The organism is Pseudomonas sp. MT3 (genome assembly GCF_054720805.1).
Window position 1 is genome coordinate 52,113 of the sequence record NZ_JBTVPY010000028.1, and the last position, 15,944, is coordinate 68,056.

Annotated in this window: 18 protein-coding genes; 7 read left to right on the forward strand and 11 right to left on the reverse strand. The window is 66.0% G+C overall.

What is annotated here, in order from left to right:
• Positions 1-196: 196 nt before the first annotated feature.
• Both dusA and tal read left to right on the forward strand, forming a co-directional pair.
• The gene (dusA, locus tag ACYCAX_RS23295; RefSeq protein ID WP_460248951.1) at positions 197-1,186 is read left to right on the forward strand and encodes a tRNA dihydrouridine(20/20a) synthase DusA; all 990 of its coding nucleotides are present in this window, start codon (positions 197-199) and stop codon (positions 1,184-1,186) included.
• 62 nt (positions 1,187-1,248) lie between these two features.
• Entirely contained in the window at positions 1,249-2,169 is a 921-nt protein-coding gene (tal, locus tag ACYCAX_RS23300) for a transaldolase (RefSeq protein ID WP_460248937.1), read from the forward strand.
• Positions 2,170-2,233: 64 nt separating this feature from the next.
• On the opposite strand, the gene rssC is transcribed toward tal, so the two are convergent.
• From rssC to ACYCAX_RS23320, 4 genes are all read right to left on the reverse strand, one after another.
• Positions 2,234-2,716 carry an anti-sigma factor antagonist RssC gene (rssC, locus tag ACYCAX_RS23305; protein ID WP_015477813.1) on the reverse strand — a complete coding sequence of 161 codons (483 nt, stop codon included), beginning with the start codon at positions 2,714-2,716 and terminating at the stop codon, positions 2,234-2,236.
• Positions 2,713-3,897, reverse strand: coding sequence for a two-component system response regulator RssB (gene rssB, locus ACYCAX_RS23310; RefSeq protein ID WP_015477814.1), 1,185 nt, complete (start codon positions 3,895-3,897; stop codon positions 2,713-2,715). The genes rssC and rssB overlap by 4 nt, the downstream gene beginning before the upstream one ends.
• A gap of 184 nt (positions 3,898-4,081) precedes the next feature.
• Entirely contained in the window at positions 4,082-4,786 is a 705-nt protein-coding gene (locus tag ACYCAX_RS23315) for an MlaA family lipoprotein (protein WP_015477815.1), read from the reverse strand.
• A 180-nt stretch (positions 4,787-4,966) separates the two neighbouring features.
• On the reverse strand, positions 4,967-5,683 hold the full coding sequence (locus ACYCAX_RS23320; RefSeq protein ID WP_294974584.1) for a UTRA domain-containing protein: 717 nt from the start codon (positions 5,681-5,683) through the stop codon (positions 4,967-4,969).
• A gap of 111 nt (positions 5,684-5,794) precedes the next feature.
• Between ACYCAX_RS23320 and ACYCAX_RS23325 the strand changes: the two genes are divergently transcribed.
• The 3 genes from ACYCAX_RS23325 (at position 5,795) to ACYCAX_RS23335 (ending at position 7,456) form a co-directional block, all read left to right on the forward strand.
• Entirely contained in the window at positions 5,795-6,538 is a 744-nt protein-coding gene (locus ACYCAX_RS23325; RefSeq protein ID WP_460248938.1) for an HAD family phosphatase, read from the forward strand.
• Entirely contained in the window at positions 6,535-7,116 is a 582-nt protein-coding gene (locus ACYCAX_RS23330) for a phosphonate degradation HD-domain oxygenase (protein WP_294974590.1), read from the forward strand. The genes ACYCAX_RS23325 and ACYCAX_RS23330 overlap by 4 nt, the downstream gene beginning before the upstream one ends.
• A 76-nt stretch (positions 7,117-7,192) precedes the next feature.
• Entirely contained in the window at positions 7,193-7,456 is a 264-nt protein-coding gene (locus ACYCAX_RS23335) for a DUF4404 family protein (RefSeq protein WP_015477819.1), read from the forward strand.
• A 66-nt stretch (positions 7,457-7,522) separates the two neighbouring features.
• Here ACYCAX_RS23335 and queF read toward each other — a convergent pair whose 3' ends face one another.
• The 5 genes from queF to ACYCAX_RS23360 form a co-directional block, all read right to left on the reverse strand.
• The gene (queF, locus tag ACYCAX_RS23340) at positions 7,523-8,353 is read right to left on the reverse strand and encodes an NADPH-dependent 7-cyano-7-deazaguanine reductase QueF (protein ID WP_460248939.1); all 831 of its coding nucleotides are present in this window, start codon (positions 8,351-8,353) and stop codon (positions 7,523-7,525) included.
• Positions 8,354-8,554: 201 nt separating this feature from the next.
• Positions 8,555-9,262, reverse strand: a complete 708-nt coding sequence (locus ACYCAX_RS23345; RefSeq protein ID WP_015477821.1) for a copper resistance protein B — start codon at positions 9,260-9,262, stop codon at positions 8,555-8,557.
• Between the two features lie 9 nt (positions 9,263-9,271).
• Positions 9,272-10,990 (reverse strand): copper resistance system multicopper oxidase, encoded by a 1,719-nt coding sequence (locus ACYCAX_RS23350; protein WP_294974597.1) that lies wholly within the window; start codon positions 10,988-10,990, stop codon positions 9,272-9,274.
• A 15-nt stretch (positions 10,991-11,005) separates the two neighbouring features.
• Entirely contained in the window at positions 11,006-11,557 is a 552-nt protein-coding gene (copI, locus tag ACYCAX_RS23355) for a copper-resistant cuproprotein CopI (RefSeq protein WP_294974600.1), read from the reverse strand.
• A gap of 172 nt (positions 11,558-11,729) precedes the next feature.
• Positions 11,730-11,861: a co-regulatory protein PtrA N-terminal domain-containing protein gene (locus ACYCAX_RS23360; protein WP_460248940.1), complete on the reverse strand. Its 132-nt coding sequence runs from the start codon at positions 11,859-11,861 to the stop codon at positions 11,730-11,732.
• A gap of 116 nt (positions 11,862-11,977) precedes the next feature.
• On the opposite strand from ACYCAX_RS23360, the gene ACYCAX_RS23365 reads away from it, so the two are divergent.
• Positions 11,978-12,658 carry a heavy metal response regulator transcription factor gene (locus ACYCAX_RS23365; protein WP_460248941.1) on the forward strand — a complete coding sequence of 227 codons (681 nt, stop codon included), beginning with the start codon at positions 11,978-11,980 and terminating at the stop codon, positions 12,656-12,658.
• The gene (locus ACYCAX_RS23370) at positions 12,655-13,971 is read left to right on the forward strand and encodes a heavy metal sensor histidine kinase (RefSeq protein ID WP_460248942.1); all 1,317 of its coding nucleotides are present in this window, start codon (positions 12,655-12,657) and stop codon (positions 13,969-13,971) included. The genes ACYCAX_RS23365 and ACYCAX_RS23370 overlap by 4 nt, the downstream gene beginning before the upstream one ends.
• Positions 13,972-14,145: 174 nt before the next feature.
• On the opposite strand, the gene ACYCAX_RS23375 is transcribed toward ACYCAX_RS23370, so the two are convergent.
• Complete coding sequence (locus ACYCAX_RS23375) at positions 14,146-14,925, reverse strand: ABC transporter permease (protein WP_015477826.1); 780 nt, start codon at positions 14,923-14,925, stop codon at positions 14,146-14,148.
• The gene (locus ACYCAX_RS23380) at positions 14,922-15,854 is read right to left on the reverse strand and encodes an ABC transporter ATP-binding protein (RefSeq protein WP_460248943.1); all 933 of its coding nucleotides are present in this window, start codon (positions 15,852-15,854) and stop codon (positions 14,922-14,924) included. The genes ACYCAX_RS23375 and ACYCAX_RS23380 overlap by 4 nt, the downstream gene beginning before the upstream one ends.
• Between the last annotated feature and the right edge of the window lie 90 nt (positions 15,855-15,944).

Sequence of the window (15,944 nt, forward strand, 5' to 3'; positions counted from 1 at the left end):
TCGGGGCCATTAGGCAGCCTGCGGCGGGCTGCGGCTATCGTTCCTTAGTAGCACGCCAGGCACATGCATCGACCGCCCGCCGGTTTCCGTGCGCTCGGCCGGCAAGACCGGTAAAATCTCCGCCCTTTCCGCCGGCGCGATCGATTTCGCGCCACCCAGCGACCCCTGATCCGACGCACCGATGACCACTGCCACGATGACCGCCACCACCCGTCCCGAGCCTTCCCGCCGCTTCAGCGTGGCCCCGATGATGGACTGGACTGACCGTCACTGTCGTTTTTTCCTGCGCCAGCTGTCCAGCCATGCCCTGCTCTATACCGAGATGGTCACCACCGGCGCACTGCTGCATGGCGACACCGCGCGCTTCCTGCGCCACCACGAGTGCGAGCATCCGCTGGCGCTGCAATTGGGCGGCAGCAATCCGGCGGACCTGGCGGCGGCGGCGAAGCTGGCCGAGGCCGCCGGCTACGACGAAGTCAACCTGAACGTCGGCTGCCCCAGCGACCGCGTGCAGAACAACATGATCGGCGCCTGCCTGATGGGACATCCGGCACTGGTGGCGGACTGCGTGAAGGCCATGCGCGACGCCGTGTCGATCCCGGTGACGGTCAAGCACCGCATCGGCATCAATGGCCGCGACAGCTATGAACAGCTCTGCGACTTCGTCGCTCAGGTGCGCGATGCCGGCTGCCGCAGCTTCACCGTGCACGCCCGCATCGCCATCCTCGAAGGCCTGTCGCCGAAGGAGAACCGCGAGGTTCCGCCGCTGCGCTACGACATCGCCGCGCAACTCAAGCGCGACTTCTCCAACCTCGAGATCATCCTCAACGGCGGCATCAAGACCCTGCAGGAATGCCGCGAGCACCTGCAGGTGTTCGACGGCGTGATGCTCGGCCGCGAGGCGTATCACAACCCCTATCTGCTGGCCCAGGTGGACGCGGCGCTGTACGGCTCGGACGTACCCGCGATCAGCCGCGCCGACGCCCTGGCGCGCCTGCGTCCCTATATCGAGCGGCACATCGCCGAAGGCGGCGCGATGCACCACGTGACCCGCCATATCCTCGGCCTGGCCCAGGGTTTCCCCGGCGCGCGGCGCTTCCGCCAACTGCTGTCGGTGGACGTGCACAAGGCCGCCGATCCGCTGGCCTTGCTCGACCAGGCGGACGAACTTCTCGCGGGTCATTGAGTCCCGTTGAGCGATGCATCGGCCTCGGGTAAGGTCGATGCATCCTCCACGGAAAACTCGCCATGACTTCCAAGCTCGAACAACTCAAGCAGTACACCACGGTCGTCGCTGATACCGGCGATTTCGACGCCATTGCCCGCCTGAGGCCGGTGGATGCTACCACCAACCCTTCGCTTCTGCTGAAAGCCGCCGCCCTGCCCCACTACGCCGAGCACCTTGCCCGCGCCACCGAAGGCGCGCGCGGTGACGCCGGCCTGGCCTGCGACCGCTTCGCCGTCGCCGTGGGCAAGGATATTCTCGGCGTGATTCCGGGGCGCATCTCCACCGAAGTGGACGCCCGCCTGTCCTTCGATAGCGAAGCCACGCTGCAGCGCGCCCATCGCCTGATCGAACTGTACGACCAGCAAGGCATCGGCCGCGACCGCGTGCTGATCAAGATCGCCTCCACCTGGGAAGGCATCCGCGCCGCCGAGCAACTGGAGCGCGAAGGCATCCAGACCAACCTGACCCTGCTGTTCTCCTTCGCCCAGGCCGCAGCCTGCGCCGATGCCGGCGTATTCCTGATCTCGCCCTTCGTCGGCCGCATCTACGACTGGTACAAGAAGGCCAACGGCCGCGACTACGTGGGCGCGGAAGATCCAGGCGTGCAGTCCGTCTCGCGCATCTACCGCTACTACAAGGCCAACGGCTACGAAACCGTGGTGATGGGTGCCAGCTTCCGCAACCTCGGCCAGATCGAACAGCTCGCCGGCTGCGACCGCCTGACCATCAGCCCGGACTTGCTGCAGCAACTGGCCGAGGCCCAGGGCGACCTGCCCCGCGTACTGCAACCCGGCGGCGGCGAAGCGCGCCAGGTGCTGGACGAAAGCGCCTTCCGCTGGCAAATGAACGAGGATGCGATGGGCACCGAGAAGCTGGCCGAAGGCATCCGCCTGTTCGCCCGCGACCAGGAAAAGCTCGAGGCGCTGCTTTCCGGCCAATAATCCCGGCGCGCACGAACGCAAACCGGCGCCCCAGGGCGCCGGTTCTCATTCGGGGATCAGCGGATCAGTGACGCTCGAGGGCGTTCACCAGATCGTGGAAAGCCTCGCGATTGGACTCGTTGAGTCCCATCAGGATGCGGTGGGCTTCCAGCACCTTGCCGCGCACCACCTCCTCGGACTGGTCCTGGGGAGGCAGATCGGTCAGGCAATCCGAGCACGGAATCGGGCGATCGACGATGTTGAACACCTGATCGAAGCCCATCGACTGCAGCAGCCGGGTGATGTCCGCGTTGGTGGTGACCAGCGTGGGCAACAGGCCGACCTTCTGCCGCGAGAGGATCGACAGCTTGGCCAGGAGGCCCAGCGTGGTACTGTCGATGCTCTGGGTTTCCGTGAGATCGATGATGATCGCCGAGAAATTCAGCGCGGCGAAGATTTTTTCAATGGTGGCATCCAGCGCCGAACACAGGGTCAGTCGGACTTCGCCCACGAACTTCAGGACGAATGAGCCATCCTGCTCGGCGAACTGGATTTTACCGGTACTCATGCAAGGTTCCTGCTCAACACCAGCAAGGCAATATCATCCGGCATCTCGGACAACTTGGCCAGCCCGAAGACCTGTCGCAGGCCATCCAGCGTTCCGCCGGCGGCGACGACCTGCTGTGGCAGGGCCGTCTCCTTCTCCTTCAGGGTAACTCCCGGCAGCACATCGAGAATGCCGTCGGAGAACAACGAAAGACTGAAGGACTTGGGTAGATCAAGGACATGGTCCTCGTAGGTCGCTTCGTCGAACAGCCCGACCGGCAGGCCACGGCCTTCCAGGTAACGGGCTTCGCCGTCGACATAGAGTACCGGCAACGGCAGGTGGCCACCGATGCTGTAGGTCAGGCGGTCGGTATCCAGGTCGATCACGCCGCCGAGCATGGTCACGTGCTTGCCCAGCTTGCAGTTGATCAGGCCACGGTTGATATGCCCGAGCACATCGGAGGGTTTGAACTCCGGCAGCATGCCGTTGCGCCGCGATTCGTAGAGCAGGCGCGTGGTCATGAACTTCAGCAGCACGGTGACGAACGCCGAGGAGGCGCCGTGGCCGGACACATCCGCCAGATAGAAGCCGATGCGGCGGGCATCCACGCGGAAGTAGTCGACGAAATCGCCCGACAGGTACAGCGACGGGATGATCTGGTGGGAGAACACCAGGCCGTCGGACTCCCACGGGGTTTCCGGCAGCATGTTCATCTGCACCTGACGACCGGCGTTCTGGTCTTCCTGGAGCAGGTTCAGGCTGGCCTGCAACTCGCGGTTGGCGGTTTCGAGCTTCTCGCGGTAGCGGCGGTTTTCCGAACGCAGGAAGGCGCGGTCCAGGGCGCGGCGGACCGAATGTTCCAGGACGGCGAGGTCTTCCAGCGGCTTGATCAGGTAGTCGGCGGCGCCCAGGCGCAGGGCCTCGACCGCATCGCTCATGACGCCGGCGCCGGAAAGCACGATGACGGGAGTCTCCACCGCCATCTCGCTGACGCGGCGGATCAGCTCCAGGCCATCCATTTGCGGCATGCGCAGGTCGCAGATCACAAGGTCGGGCAGCGAGTGCTCGAATACCTGCAGGCCCTGCTGGCCATTGGTGGCCTGCTGGACGGTGAATCCGCTGTCTTCCAGGTAGGCGGCGAGGCTTTCTCGAACGACGTCGTCGTCATCGATGATCAGCAGCGAGGCACTGGGTTTGTGCATGGGTCATCCAGGCAAACGGCGCCGGAGGTAGTGGTGGTGGCGCTCATTCAAGGGAACAACGGCGCGGGTCGGGTGCGACAAGGCGCAGACACTACTCCCATCCGCCCGAGGGTTCAAGCGGGCGCCGCCCGCGACCGGGTCTGCCGGGCGCGGGGGCTGTGCCTGCGGAGCGGGAGGGCCAGGATCAGAAGTCGTCTTCGACCTGGCCGTCCTTGACCTTGAACTCGCGGTTCTGCAGGTAGGCGTTGCGAATGAAGGTGTACTTGTCGCCGCTGATCAGCTTCTCGGACTTCAGCAGGTCGGCGCGGGTATCGACGATGTCCACCCCACGGATGCTGTTACGCACCGATACGTTGTCGATATACGGATACGGGCCGGTGTAGGCGTCCGGAATCAGCGACGGCGCATCGCGCAGGGTGCTCGGGCCCAGCAGCGGCAGCATCACGTAGGGGCCGCTGCCGACGCCGTAGTGACCGAGGGTCTGGCCGAAGTCTTCGTCGTTGCGGCGCAGGCCCATGTGGGTGGCGACGTCGAAGAAGCCGGCGAGGCCAAAGGTGGTGTTGAACAGCAGGCGGCTGGTGTCGACGCCGGCATCGCGCATTTTCAGCTGCAGCAGGTCGTTGACCAGGTTGCGCACATCGCCGATGTTGCTGAAGAAGTTGTGCACGCCGTCCTGGACGAAGTTCGGGGTGACGTACTGGTAACCCTGGGCCAGCGGCTTGAGCGCGTAAGTGTCGAGGGTGTCATTGAAGGTGAAGATCGGGCGGTTGATGCTCTCCCACGGATCATCCTCGCTCTCGGCCTGGGCCAGGATGGGAGTCGTCGCCAGGCAGGTAGCGGCGAGCAGGCTGAGGCAGCGTTTCGTCCATTGGACGCCTAGTGGGCGCATCGGTAGTTCTCCAGTGAATGACATTTCGGACCCGTCCGAGCAGGCCGCTATGCGGGCGGAGTATATAGGTCCGCGAGCATTTTGATGACAGGCAGCGCCATCGTGGAGTTTCGAAAAGGCCGCCGCCGCGGGCAAGCATGCCGCCCGCGACGACCTCCACGGACAAAGCATAGTGCCAGTTCAGTCCGGGAAGCGTGCGTCGATGACGATTTCCAGCGCATCCGAACGCCAGAACTCCCGGTCGAACTCCACCAGCCGCCCGCCGGCAGTGTAGTTTGCCCGCTCCACGTGCAGCCCCGGCGACCCCGGCGTGAGCTGCAAGGGCGCCGCCCAGACGTCATCCAGCGCCGTGGGATGCATCATCAGTTCGCAGCGCGACAGCGTCAGCCCCAGGCGTTCGCGCAGTACCCGGGTCAGGGACCTGTCCAGCGCCTCATCGAGCAGGCCGGGACACCAGCCGGCGTCCAGCACGATCTCCTCCAGCATCACCGGACGCTCATCGACCCAGCGGCGGCGACGGACCCGAAACACCTCGGCGTCGTCCGCCAGGCCCATCCGCCGGGCCAGCAGGGGGCCGGCGGCGCAACGCTCGGCCGACAGCACCTCGGTGCGCGGCGTACGCCCCTGGGCCTGAACATAGTCCATGAACCCCGTGGTGCGCGTCGGGTTGTAGCGAATCCGGGGCGGTGAAACGAACCAGCCGCGACGGTTCTCGCGGTACAGCACGCCCTCGGTTTCCAGCTGCTGTAGCGCCTCGCGCAGGGTCACGCGGGTGCAGCCGAAGCGCTCGGCCAGTTCGCGCTCGGGTGGCAGGCGCGGCCCCAGGGTCGACTCGGCGATGTCACGGGCCAGTTGGTCGCGGATCCGCAGGTAATGAGGCATGGGTTCGACCGGCATGCGGCTGTCTCCGAAAAATGCGCGGCGATTATAACGGCAGCCGCCTCGACTTCATCGGACCGTCACATTGGCCCGCTAGTCTGGCCTAGACCAATTATCAGAAAGCCCGCCATGCCTGCCACTGCCGACCTTCCGCGCTTCACCACCCTGTTGTTCGGGCTGTCCGGTGATCTGGTGGATTTCGGCGCAAGGACGCTGCCGGTGGCCCTGCGGCGCACCTGTCCCGACTGTCCGCCGGAGCGCCTGGCCGACGCCCTCGTCCTGCCCCCGCAGGATGCCCTCGAGCATGCCCTGGGACGCAGTGCCGATGCGCAGGAGCGCAGCCGCTTCCAGTCCGCCCTGGACGAAGCCGCCCAGGCCCACGCCGAGGCCACGCCCGGCGCCCTGGATGCCCTGCAGGCGTTGCACGAGCACGGCGTTCCCTGCGCCTGGCTCGATGAACTGCCCGCCCCCACCACGCTTCGCCTGGCCACCGCGCTGGACGAACGACTGGCCGCCGGACTGGAAGTCGGCGGCCGCCAATGGCCGGCGCCGGATGCCTGCTGGCAAGCGCTGATGCACCTGGACAGCCCGCGCCTGGACGGCTGCGTGCTGGTCAGCGGCCAGCCACGGTTGCTGCAGGCCGGCCTGAACGCCGGGCTCTGGACCATCGGCCTGGCCGCCAGCGGCCCACTCTGCGGACATGCCCCGGGCGACTGGGACGCCCTGGCGAACCTGGAGCGCGACCGCCTGCGCGCCCAGGCGACCCTCGGCCTGTACCGCCTCGGCGTGCATTCGGTCATCGATCACCTGGGCGAGCTGGATTCCTGCCTGCAGGACATCACCAGCCGCCGCCTGAAAGGAGAGAAACCATGAAGCCCGCTCGCCATCGCTTCATCGACGAACTGGCCGAACGCTTCGCCAGCCACGGCGCGGAGCCGTATGGCGAAGCCATCAGCCAGGCCGAGCACGCCCTGCAATGCGCGACCCTGGCCGAACGCGCCGGCTGCGCCGACAGCCTGGTGATCGCCGCCCTGCTCCACGACATCGGCCATCTCTACGAAGACCCGGCCGTGCTGGAAACCCGGGACCTGCGCCACGAAGAGTTCGGCGCCAACCTGCTGCGCGAGCTGCTGCCCGAGTCGGTCTGGCAGCCGGTGCGCCTGCACGTCGCCGCCAAGCGCTACCTGTGCGCCGTGGATCCGGCCTACCAGGCCGGCCTGTCCTGGGCCTCGCGGCAGAGCCTGGCGCTACAGGGCGGCGCCTTCGACGGGCGCGCCGCCAGCGCCTTCGTCAGCGCCCCCTATGCCCAGGACGCCATCACCCTGCGTCGCCTGGACGACCTGGGCAAGGACCCATCCATGCGCACGCCGGAGCTGGAACACTTCTTCCCGCTGCTCGAACGCCTGCTGCATGTTGATCGGCATCAGGCAGGGGTGCGCGCGGCGAGTTAAGCTCAAAGACATGGCGATGGACCTTTCCCCTACCGGGCAGGTCCATCTTGGGCACGTACCGCAGAAGGACACCACCATGCCGACACAACGCCTCCAGCAAGAACTCCAGGCCCTGCGCGAGCAACTGGAGCGCCAGCCGCCGCTGACCGAGGATGACCGCGCCGCGCTGCGGGCCCTGATCAAGGACATTGAGATGCAGCTGGCCAACGAAGAGGCGCTGGCCGACGAAACCCTGACCGACAGCATCAACCTGGCCGTGGAACGTTTCGAGGCGAGCCACCCGACCCTGGCCGGCACCCTGCGCTCGATCATGCAGAGCCTGGCGAACATGGGCATCTGAGCCCCGGCTTCGTGATGCCAACGCATGAAAAAACCCGGCCCAGGCCGGGTTTTTTGTATCCGCGCTTTACTGGCGCACCAGCCGGCGATTGTCCGGCTGTACGGCCTCGCTGCTGCGGTAGGGATTGATGTCCAGCCCACCGCGGCGTACGTAGCGCGCGTAGACGGTCAGGCGGGCCGGCTGCAGCAGGCGCTGCAGGTCGAGGTAGATGCGCTCGACGCACTGTTCGTGGAAGTCCTGGTGCTGCCGGAAGGACACCACGTAGGCCAGCAGGCTCGCGGCATCCAGCGCCGGACCGGTGTATTCGACCACCAGCGTGCCCCAGTCCGGCTGGCCGGTGACCGGGCAGTTGGATTTGAGCAGGTGGCTGTAGAGCACTTCGTCGACGCGACGGGTGTCGTCGCAGCGCAACAGTTCCGGGCGCGGGCGATCGTAGCTGTCCACCGCCAGGTCCAGGCCGTCGATGCAGGTGCCTTCGATCAGGGCCACGCCCTCGCCCGCCACGTCATCCAGGCTGCGCACGCGCACGCGCACCGGCGCGCCGGCGGCAGCGGACAAGTCACGCTCCATCAGCGCGCGCACGGCGTCGGTGCTGTCGAAGGCGGTCTGGTTCAGCGAATTGAGGTAGAGCTTGAACGACTTGGACTCGATGATGTTCGGCGACTGTGCCGGAATGGCGAACTCGCCAATGGCCACCACCGGCTTGCCCGATGCGGTCAGCCAGGACAGCTCGTAGCAGTTCCAGATGTCCACGCCCCGGTACGGCAGGGTTTCGGCCGTCAGGCCCAGCTCGGCCCACTTGGTGGTGCGGGAAATCGGGAACAGCAGCTCCGGCGCATAGGTGGAAACGTATTCGCTGGATTTGCCCAGGGGCGAGTGTTCGGCGGGATGGTGCATGAGGAGGACCTGCTGGATCGGCGATGCGGGCGGTGACGCGAGGCGGCGAGTGTATACAAATCCGCCGGTCCTTTCAGCAGCCGGCGGACGAGCCGGGTGCCGATACGACGTCCCCGGTAGGAGCGAGCTTGCTCGCGAACCGCCCAGGCACGAGTCCGCCGGGAAGTTCATTCGCGAGCAAGCTCGCTCCTACGAAAAGCGTCAGAACCACATCCGCACGCCGGCAACCCAGTAGCCCTCCTCGTCGACCTCGCCTTCCGCGCGGGCGATGTCGCCGCTGCGGCCGTAGGTCTTGTTCCAGACGTAACCAAAGTACGGTGCGAACTCGCGGCGCACTTCGTAGCGCAGGCGCAGGCCGGCCTCCAGCTCGCTGCCCCCCGCGCCGACACCGATGTCGCGGTCATCGGCCAGCGCCAGGTTGTACTCCAGCGACGGCTCCAGAATCAGTTGCTGGGTAAGCAGCAGTTCGTACTCGGTTTCCAGGCGCAGCGACGGGTCGCCGTTCTCGCTGAGGAAGAGGTTGGCGTCCACTTCGAACCACTGCGGCGCCAGTCCCTGGATGCCGAGTACGGCGTAGGTGCGCGACGGTCCCGGCTGGTCGTCGTAGCGCACGCCCACCTGCCAGTCCCAGAAGTCGGCGACCATGCGCTGGTAGAGCAGTTGCACTTCGTTGTCGGTGGTCGGGCCACCGGCGTCACGCTCGCCCTCCAGTTTCAGGCGCAGTTTCTGGTAATCGGTGCCGTACCAGCCCTGGGCCTCCCAGCCCAGCGCCTGATCGTTGCCGTGGAAGCGGCTTTCCAGGCGCTGGATCAGCAGCGATCCCATCGGCATATCGTCCATCTCGGCACTTTGCGCGGGCAATGCCAGGCCCAGGGTCGCCGCGCAGGCCACCGTTGCTATGCGTTTCATGACGACTCCTCAGAGGCTGGCGGCGGCAGGTGCCGGCTCGACGATGACCTTGCGCATCATGCCGGCGGCCATGTGGTAGATCAGGTGGCAGTGGAAGGCCCATTCGCCCAGGGCGTCGGCAGGCACGTCGACGTCCAGGGTACTGCCCGGCGCCACGCTGACCACGTGCTTGAGTGGGTTGAAGCGGCCGTTGCCCTTGTCCAGTTGCATCCACATGCCATGCAGGTGCATGGGGTGGGTCATCATGGTGTCGTTGATGAAGCGGATGCGCACCCGCTCGCCGTAGGTCAGGCGGATCGGCTCGGCCTCGGAGTACTTCTTGCCGTCGATGGACCAGAAGTAGCGCTCCATGTTGCCGGTCAGGCGGAACTCGATGGTGCGGTCCGGCGCGCGGTAATCGGCGAAGGGGCGCATGGCCTTGAGGTCCGCGTAGACCAGCAGGCGGTTGCCCGGTTCGGCCGGTTGCGGCGTGAGGCCGCTGCCGGGGGCGTAGTCGGACTTCGACGCGGGGGCGGCGCTCATGGACGCGTGATCCATGCCGGCCATCTGCGAATGATCCATGCCGGCCATGCCCGAAGCCTCCTGGCCCTGCATCGCCGAATGGTCCATGCCGGCCATGCTGGAGTGATCCATCGCCCCGTCCTGCTGCGGCATCGCCATGCTGCCGTGGTCCATGTCGCCGTGGGCCATGCCCATGTCCGCCATTGTCAGCAACGGACGCTCGCGCAGCGGCGGTATCTCGCCCCGCATCCCGGCGCGCGGTGCCAGGGTCGCGCGGGCGTAGCCGCTGCGGTCCATCGCTTCAGCGAAGAAGGTGTAGGCGCGGTCTTCCTGCGGCTGCACGATCACGTCGTAGGTTTCGGCCACCGCGATGCGCAACTCGTCCACCGTCACCGGCTGCACGTCGTTGCCGTCGGCCTGCACCACGGTCATCTTCAGGCCGGGGATGCGCAGGTCGAAGTAGCTCATGCCCGAGCCGTTGATGATGCGCAGGCGCACCCGCTCGCCCGGCTTGAACAACCCGCTCCAGTTCTGCTCGGCGTCCTGGCCGTTGACCAGGAAGCGGAAGCCGGCGATGTCGGCGATGTCCGTCGGCGTCATGCGCATGCCGCCCCAGTCCAGGCGATCGCGCAGGGTCGCGAGTAGTCCATTGGCGCTGGAGTCGGCGATGAAGTCACCGAGGGTGCGCTGGTTGCGGTTGTAGTAGTCGCTCTGCTTCTTCAGGTTGGCGAACACGGTTTCCGGCCGGGTGTCATGCCAGTCGGCCAGCAGCAGGGTGTATTCGCGGTCGTAGCGGTACGGCTCGCGCTGCCTGGGTTCGATCACCAGCGGGCCGTAGAGCCCCTCGATCTCCTGGAAGTCGCTGTGGGCGTGATACCAGTAGGTGCCGGACTGCTTCACCGTGAAACGGTAGGTGAAGGTTTCGCCGGGCTTGATGCCGGGGAAGCTGATACCCGGCACGCCGTCCTGGGTGTAGGGCAGGATCAGCCCGTGCCAGTGCAGCGAGGTGTCGCGGTCGAGGGTATTGGTGACGCGCAGCTCGACGTCCTCACCCTCCTTGAAACGCAGCTCCGGCGCGGGTGTCTGCCCGTTCACCGTCAACGCCTTGCGCGCGCCGTCGGAGAGTTTCAGCTTGCCCTCGCCGATGGTCAGCTCATACACGCCCGCCTGCGCCGCCAGCGGCATCAGCAGCAGCGCGCCCAACGCCCAATTCCTTGCGCGGATCATCTTGGCACTCCCGGCTCAGGGCTTGACGGTCAGCTTGCCGACCATGCCGGCCTGGTAGTGCCCCGGGATGTTGCAGGCGAACTCCAGGCTGGTGGCCTTGCTGAAGGTCCAGGTGAGTTCGGCGGTCTTGCCCGGCTCGACCAGCACGCTGTTGGGGTCGTCATGCTTCATCATCTGGCCCATCGGCATGTTGCCGTGGCCCATCTTGCTGTGGTCCATCTTGCTCATGTCGTGCTGCATGCCGGTGGGAGTCAGCATCCCGGCATCCATCATCTGCTGCATTTCCTTCTGGTGGCCGGCATGCATCGCCGCGCTGCCGAGGTTGAACTCGTGCAACAGGCTGCCGGTGTTGTGGATGACGAAGCGCACGGTTTCACCGGCCTTGACGTCGATGTTTTCCGGGTCGAAGTACATTTCCCCCAGCTTGATTTCCACGGTGCGGGTGGCCTGGGCGGCCTTGCCCGGCTTGCCGAAGTCGTAGGCATGCCCGGCATCGGCCAGGGCCGGCAGGCTGAAGCTCGCGGCGATGGCCAGGGCGGAAGCGCAGAACAGATGACGCAGGGACATATCGCAACTCCTCGATTGGGTTTGGCTCATCCTCGCCCTCCCCGCCTGCCGCCTGGCTGTCAGGAAGATTACAGTTCTGTCAGCTTCGCACCCTTCGCCGCTGGCGGGTTTATAAAGACGACGAAAAAAAGCCCGCCGGGTGGCGGGCGAGGAACCTCTCGATGAACAGGTTTCAGCAATGACGACTGACGTCGGCGGCGCGCTCCTGCATGCGCTGGAAGGTGATATCCCCGCCCCCATCGGCCAGCGCCGGGGTGACGGGGAACAACAGGACGGAGAACAGCGTGGCGATGAACAGGTGCATGGTGGGTCTCCTGGAGGATGTACCCGCAGTCTGCGCGGACCAGGCTGTCAGAGCGCTGACACAGTGATTACCCTATCGACAGCTGCGCCGCTGGCGCCTGAATGGATACCCCCGAAATGAAACTCCTGATCGTCGAAGACGAACCCCGCATCGGCCAGTACCTGCGGCAGGGCCTGAACGAAGCCGGCTTCGCCGTGGACCTCTGCCAGGACGGCGACGAAGGCCTGCAACTGGCGCTCTCCGGCGAACACGACCTGCTGATCCTCGATGTCATGCTGCCCGGCCGCGACGGCTGGCAGATCCTCCAGGCCGTGCGCCAGACCGGCAGCGCGGTGCCGGTGCTGTTCCTCACCGCGCGCGATGCGGTGGAAGACCGCGTGCGCGGGCTGGAGCAAGGCGCCGACGACTACCTGGTGAAGCCCTTCGCCTTCGTCGAACTGCTGGCGCGGATACGCACCCTGCTGCGCCGCGGTGGCCAGCAGTTGCAGGAAACCACCCTGCAACTGGCCGACCTGGAGTTGGACCTGCTGCGCCGCCGGGTACAGCGCGCCGGCAAGCGCATCGACCTGACCGCCAAGGAGTTCGCCCTGCTGGAACTGCTGCTGCGCCGCAACGGCGAAGTGCTGCCCAAGTCGCTGATCGCCTCGCAGGTCTGGGACATGAACTTCGACAGCGACACCAACGTCATCGAGGTCGCCATTCGCCGCCTACGCGCCAAGGTCGACGACGAGTTCCCGCAGCGCCTGATCCACACCGTGCGCGGCATGGGCTACGTGCTGGAAGAGCGCGACGCATGATGGCCGCCCGCCTCTCCCTGGGCGTACGCCTGAGCCTGCTGTTCGCCGCCTGCACCGCCGCCGTCTCGCTGCTGGCGGGCATCGTCTTCAGCCGTGCCAGCGAGGCGCATTTCGTCGAGCTGGACCTCCAGGTGATGGCCGGCAAGCTGGCGATCTTCCGCGACATCCTCGGCAACGTCACCGACCCGGCCCAACTGCAGCCGCACACCGCCGAGCTGCGCCGCGAACTGGAGCGCCATCCCGACCTGGGCCTGCGGCTCAACGGCGCCGACGGCCGGGCCTGGTTCGAACAGATGCCGGCGCGGGTCATGCCCGACAGCCCACCCGCTTTCCGCGAACTGCAGGCGCCGCTGGACGCCAAGGCGCCGAGCGGCCCGCAACTGACCCTGGTGCTCGACATCACCCACCACCAGCACTTCCTGCAACGCATGCAGCAGTTGATCTGGCTGACCATGAGCCTTTCCGCGCTGGCCACCGCACTGCTCGGCGCCTGGGCGGCGCGCAGCAGCCTGCGCCCGTTGCGGCGCATGAGCGAGGTCGCCGCCAGGGTTTCGGCGCACTCGCTGACCACCCGCCTCGACGCCAGCCAGATGCCGCAGGAGCTGCGCGGCCTGGCCGGCGAACTGAACGCCATGCTGGCCCGCCTGGAAGAGGCCTTCCAGCGCCTGTCGGCATTCTCCGCCGATATCGCCCATGAACTGCGCACCCCGCTCACCGGGCTTCTGACCCAGACCCAGGTGGTGCTGTCGCGCTCGCGCGGCCTGGAAGACTATCGCGAGGCGCTGCACGGCAATCTGGAAGAGCTGGAGCGGCTGACCGCGATGGTCAACGACATGCTGTTCCTGGCCAAGGCCGACCACGGCCTGCTGGCGCCGCACCGGCAGAAACTGGCGCTGGCCGGGGAGGTGGACGCGTTGCTGGAGTTCTACGCACCGCTGGCCGAGGAACGCGGCATCCGCCTGGAGCGCCAGGGTGAGCTGCAGATCCAGGGCGACCGCCCGCTGCTGCGCCGCGTGCTGGCCAACCTGCTCGACAACGCCCTGCGCTTCACCGCCGAGAACGGTACCGTCCGTGTGCGCCTGGAGCCCGGCCGGCTGAGCGTGGAGAACCCCGGCCGGGAGATTCCCGCCGAGCGCCTGCCACGCCTGTTCGACCGTTTCTACCGTGCCGATCCCGCTCGCCGGGAGGGCCAGGGCGAGCACGCCGGGCTGGGGCTGGCGATCTGCCGGTCCATCGTTCGGGCCCACGGCGGGGATATTCGCTGCGAATCGGCGGATGGCTGGACGCGGTTCGTCATCGAATTCCCGCGATAGCGCTTTTGTAGGAGCGAGCTTGCTCACGAACAGAGTCACCCGTAACTCCGGCGGGGGGCGGTTCGCGAGCAAGCTCGCTCCTGCAAGATCAAATGCCCCCGGCGGTAACGCACCCAATACTCCGAAAAAGAAAAGGCCCCAACCGGGGCCTTTTTCATCAACGCAACGCGCCGCTCACTGCCGCATGCCGCGCCCGCTCACCAGCAGGCGAATGCAGAACACGTAGAGCAGCACGGTCGCCACCAGCATGAAGATCACCGCCGTACCGATGCGGATGTCCGACACGCCGAGGATGCCGTAGCGGAAGGCGTTGACCATGTGCAGGATCGGGTTGGCCAGCGACACGGTCTGCCAGAACGGCGGCAGCAGCGTGATCGAGTAGAACACCCCGCCCAGGTAGGTCAGCGGCGTCAGCACGAAGGTCGGGATGATCGAGATGTCGTCGAAATTGCGGGCGAACACCGCGTTGACGAAGCCGCCCATCGAGAAGATCGCCGCCGTCAGCACCACCACCAGCACGGTGATGCCGATGTGGTGGATCTGCAGGTCGGTGAAGAACAGCGACAGCAGAGTGACGATCAGGCCCACCGCCAGCCCGCGCAGCACGCCACCGCAGACGAAGCCCAGGAGGATGGTGTGCGGCGACACCGGCGACACCAGCAGTTCCTCGATGTTGCGCTGGAACTTGCTGCCGAAGAAGCTCGACACCACGTTGCCGTAGGAGTTGGTGATCACCGACATCATGATCAGGCCCGGCACGATGTACTGCATGTAGGTGAAGCCGCCCATGTCGCCGATCTGCCGGCCGATCAGGTTGCCGAAGATCACGAAGTACAGAACCATGGTGATCGCCGGCGGCAGCAGGGTTTGCGGCCAGATGCGCAGGAAGCGGCGAACCTCGCGGTAGACGATGGTGTTGAGGGCGACCCAGTTGGCGCGCAACTCGTGGCTCATACCGCCACCTTCGACAGATTCTTCTCCACCAGCGACACGAACAGCTCCTCCAGGCGGTTGCTCTTGTTGCGCAGGCTCAGCACCTCCAGGCCCTGGGCGTTGAGCTGGGCGAACAGGCCGTTGATGCCCTTGGACTTGTCCACCTGGACCTCCAGGGTATGGTCGTCCACCAGGCGCACCGGGTAGCCGTCGAGCTTCGGCGCCTCGCTCAAGGTCGCCTTCAGGTCGAGGTAGAAGGTTTCCACATGCAGCTTGTTCAGCAGCTTGCGCATGCTGGTGTTCTCCACGATGGTGCCGTGGTCGATGATCGCGATGTTGCGGCACAGCTGCTCGGCCTCCTCCAGGTAGTGCGTGGTGAGGATGATGCTGATGCCGTCCTGGTTGAGCTCGGTGAGGAAGTTCCACATCGAGCGGCGCAGTTCGATGTCCACACCGGCGGTGGGTTCGTCGAGGATCAGCAGGCGCGGTTCATGGATCAGCGCGCGGGCGATCATCAGCCGGCGCTTCATGCCGCCGGACAACTCGCGGGAGGCGGAATTGCGCTTGTCCCACAGGCCCAGCTGGGTCAGGTACTTCTCGGCACGGCCCTTGGCCACGCTCATCGGGATGCCGTAGTAGCCGGCCTGGGTGACGACGATGTCGAACACCTTCTCGAACTGGTTGAAGTTGAACTCCTGGGGCACCACGCCCAGGCAGCGCTTGAGGCCATACGGGTCCTTGTCCAGGTCGTGGCCGAATACGTTGACCGTGCCGCCGGTCTTGTTCACCAGGGTGGAGAGGATGCCGATGGTGGTGGATTTGCCGGCGCCGTTGGGGCCGAGCAAGGCGAAGAAATCGCCTTCGGCGACGTCCAGATCGATGCCCTTGAGGGCCTGGAAGCCGTTGCCGTAAGTCTTCGTCAGTTGACGGATGGACAGCGCGGAACTCATGGGGATTCCCGTTGCAAGTCTTTGGAAAGTCGCAAGTCTTTGGAAAAAGGCCTGCTTGATAAAGGTCCGCCGCGCGGATTGCAACCTCTG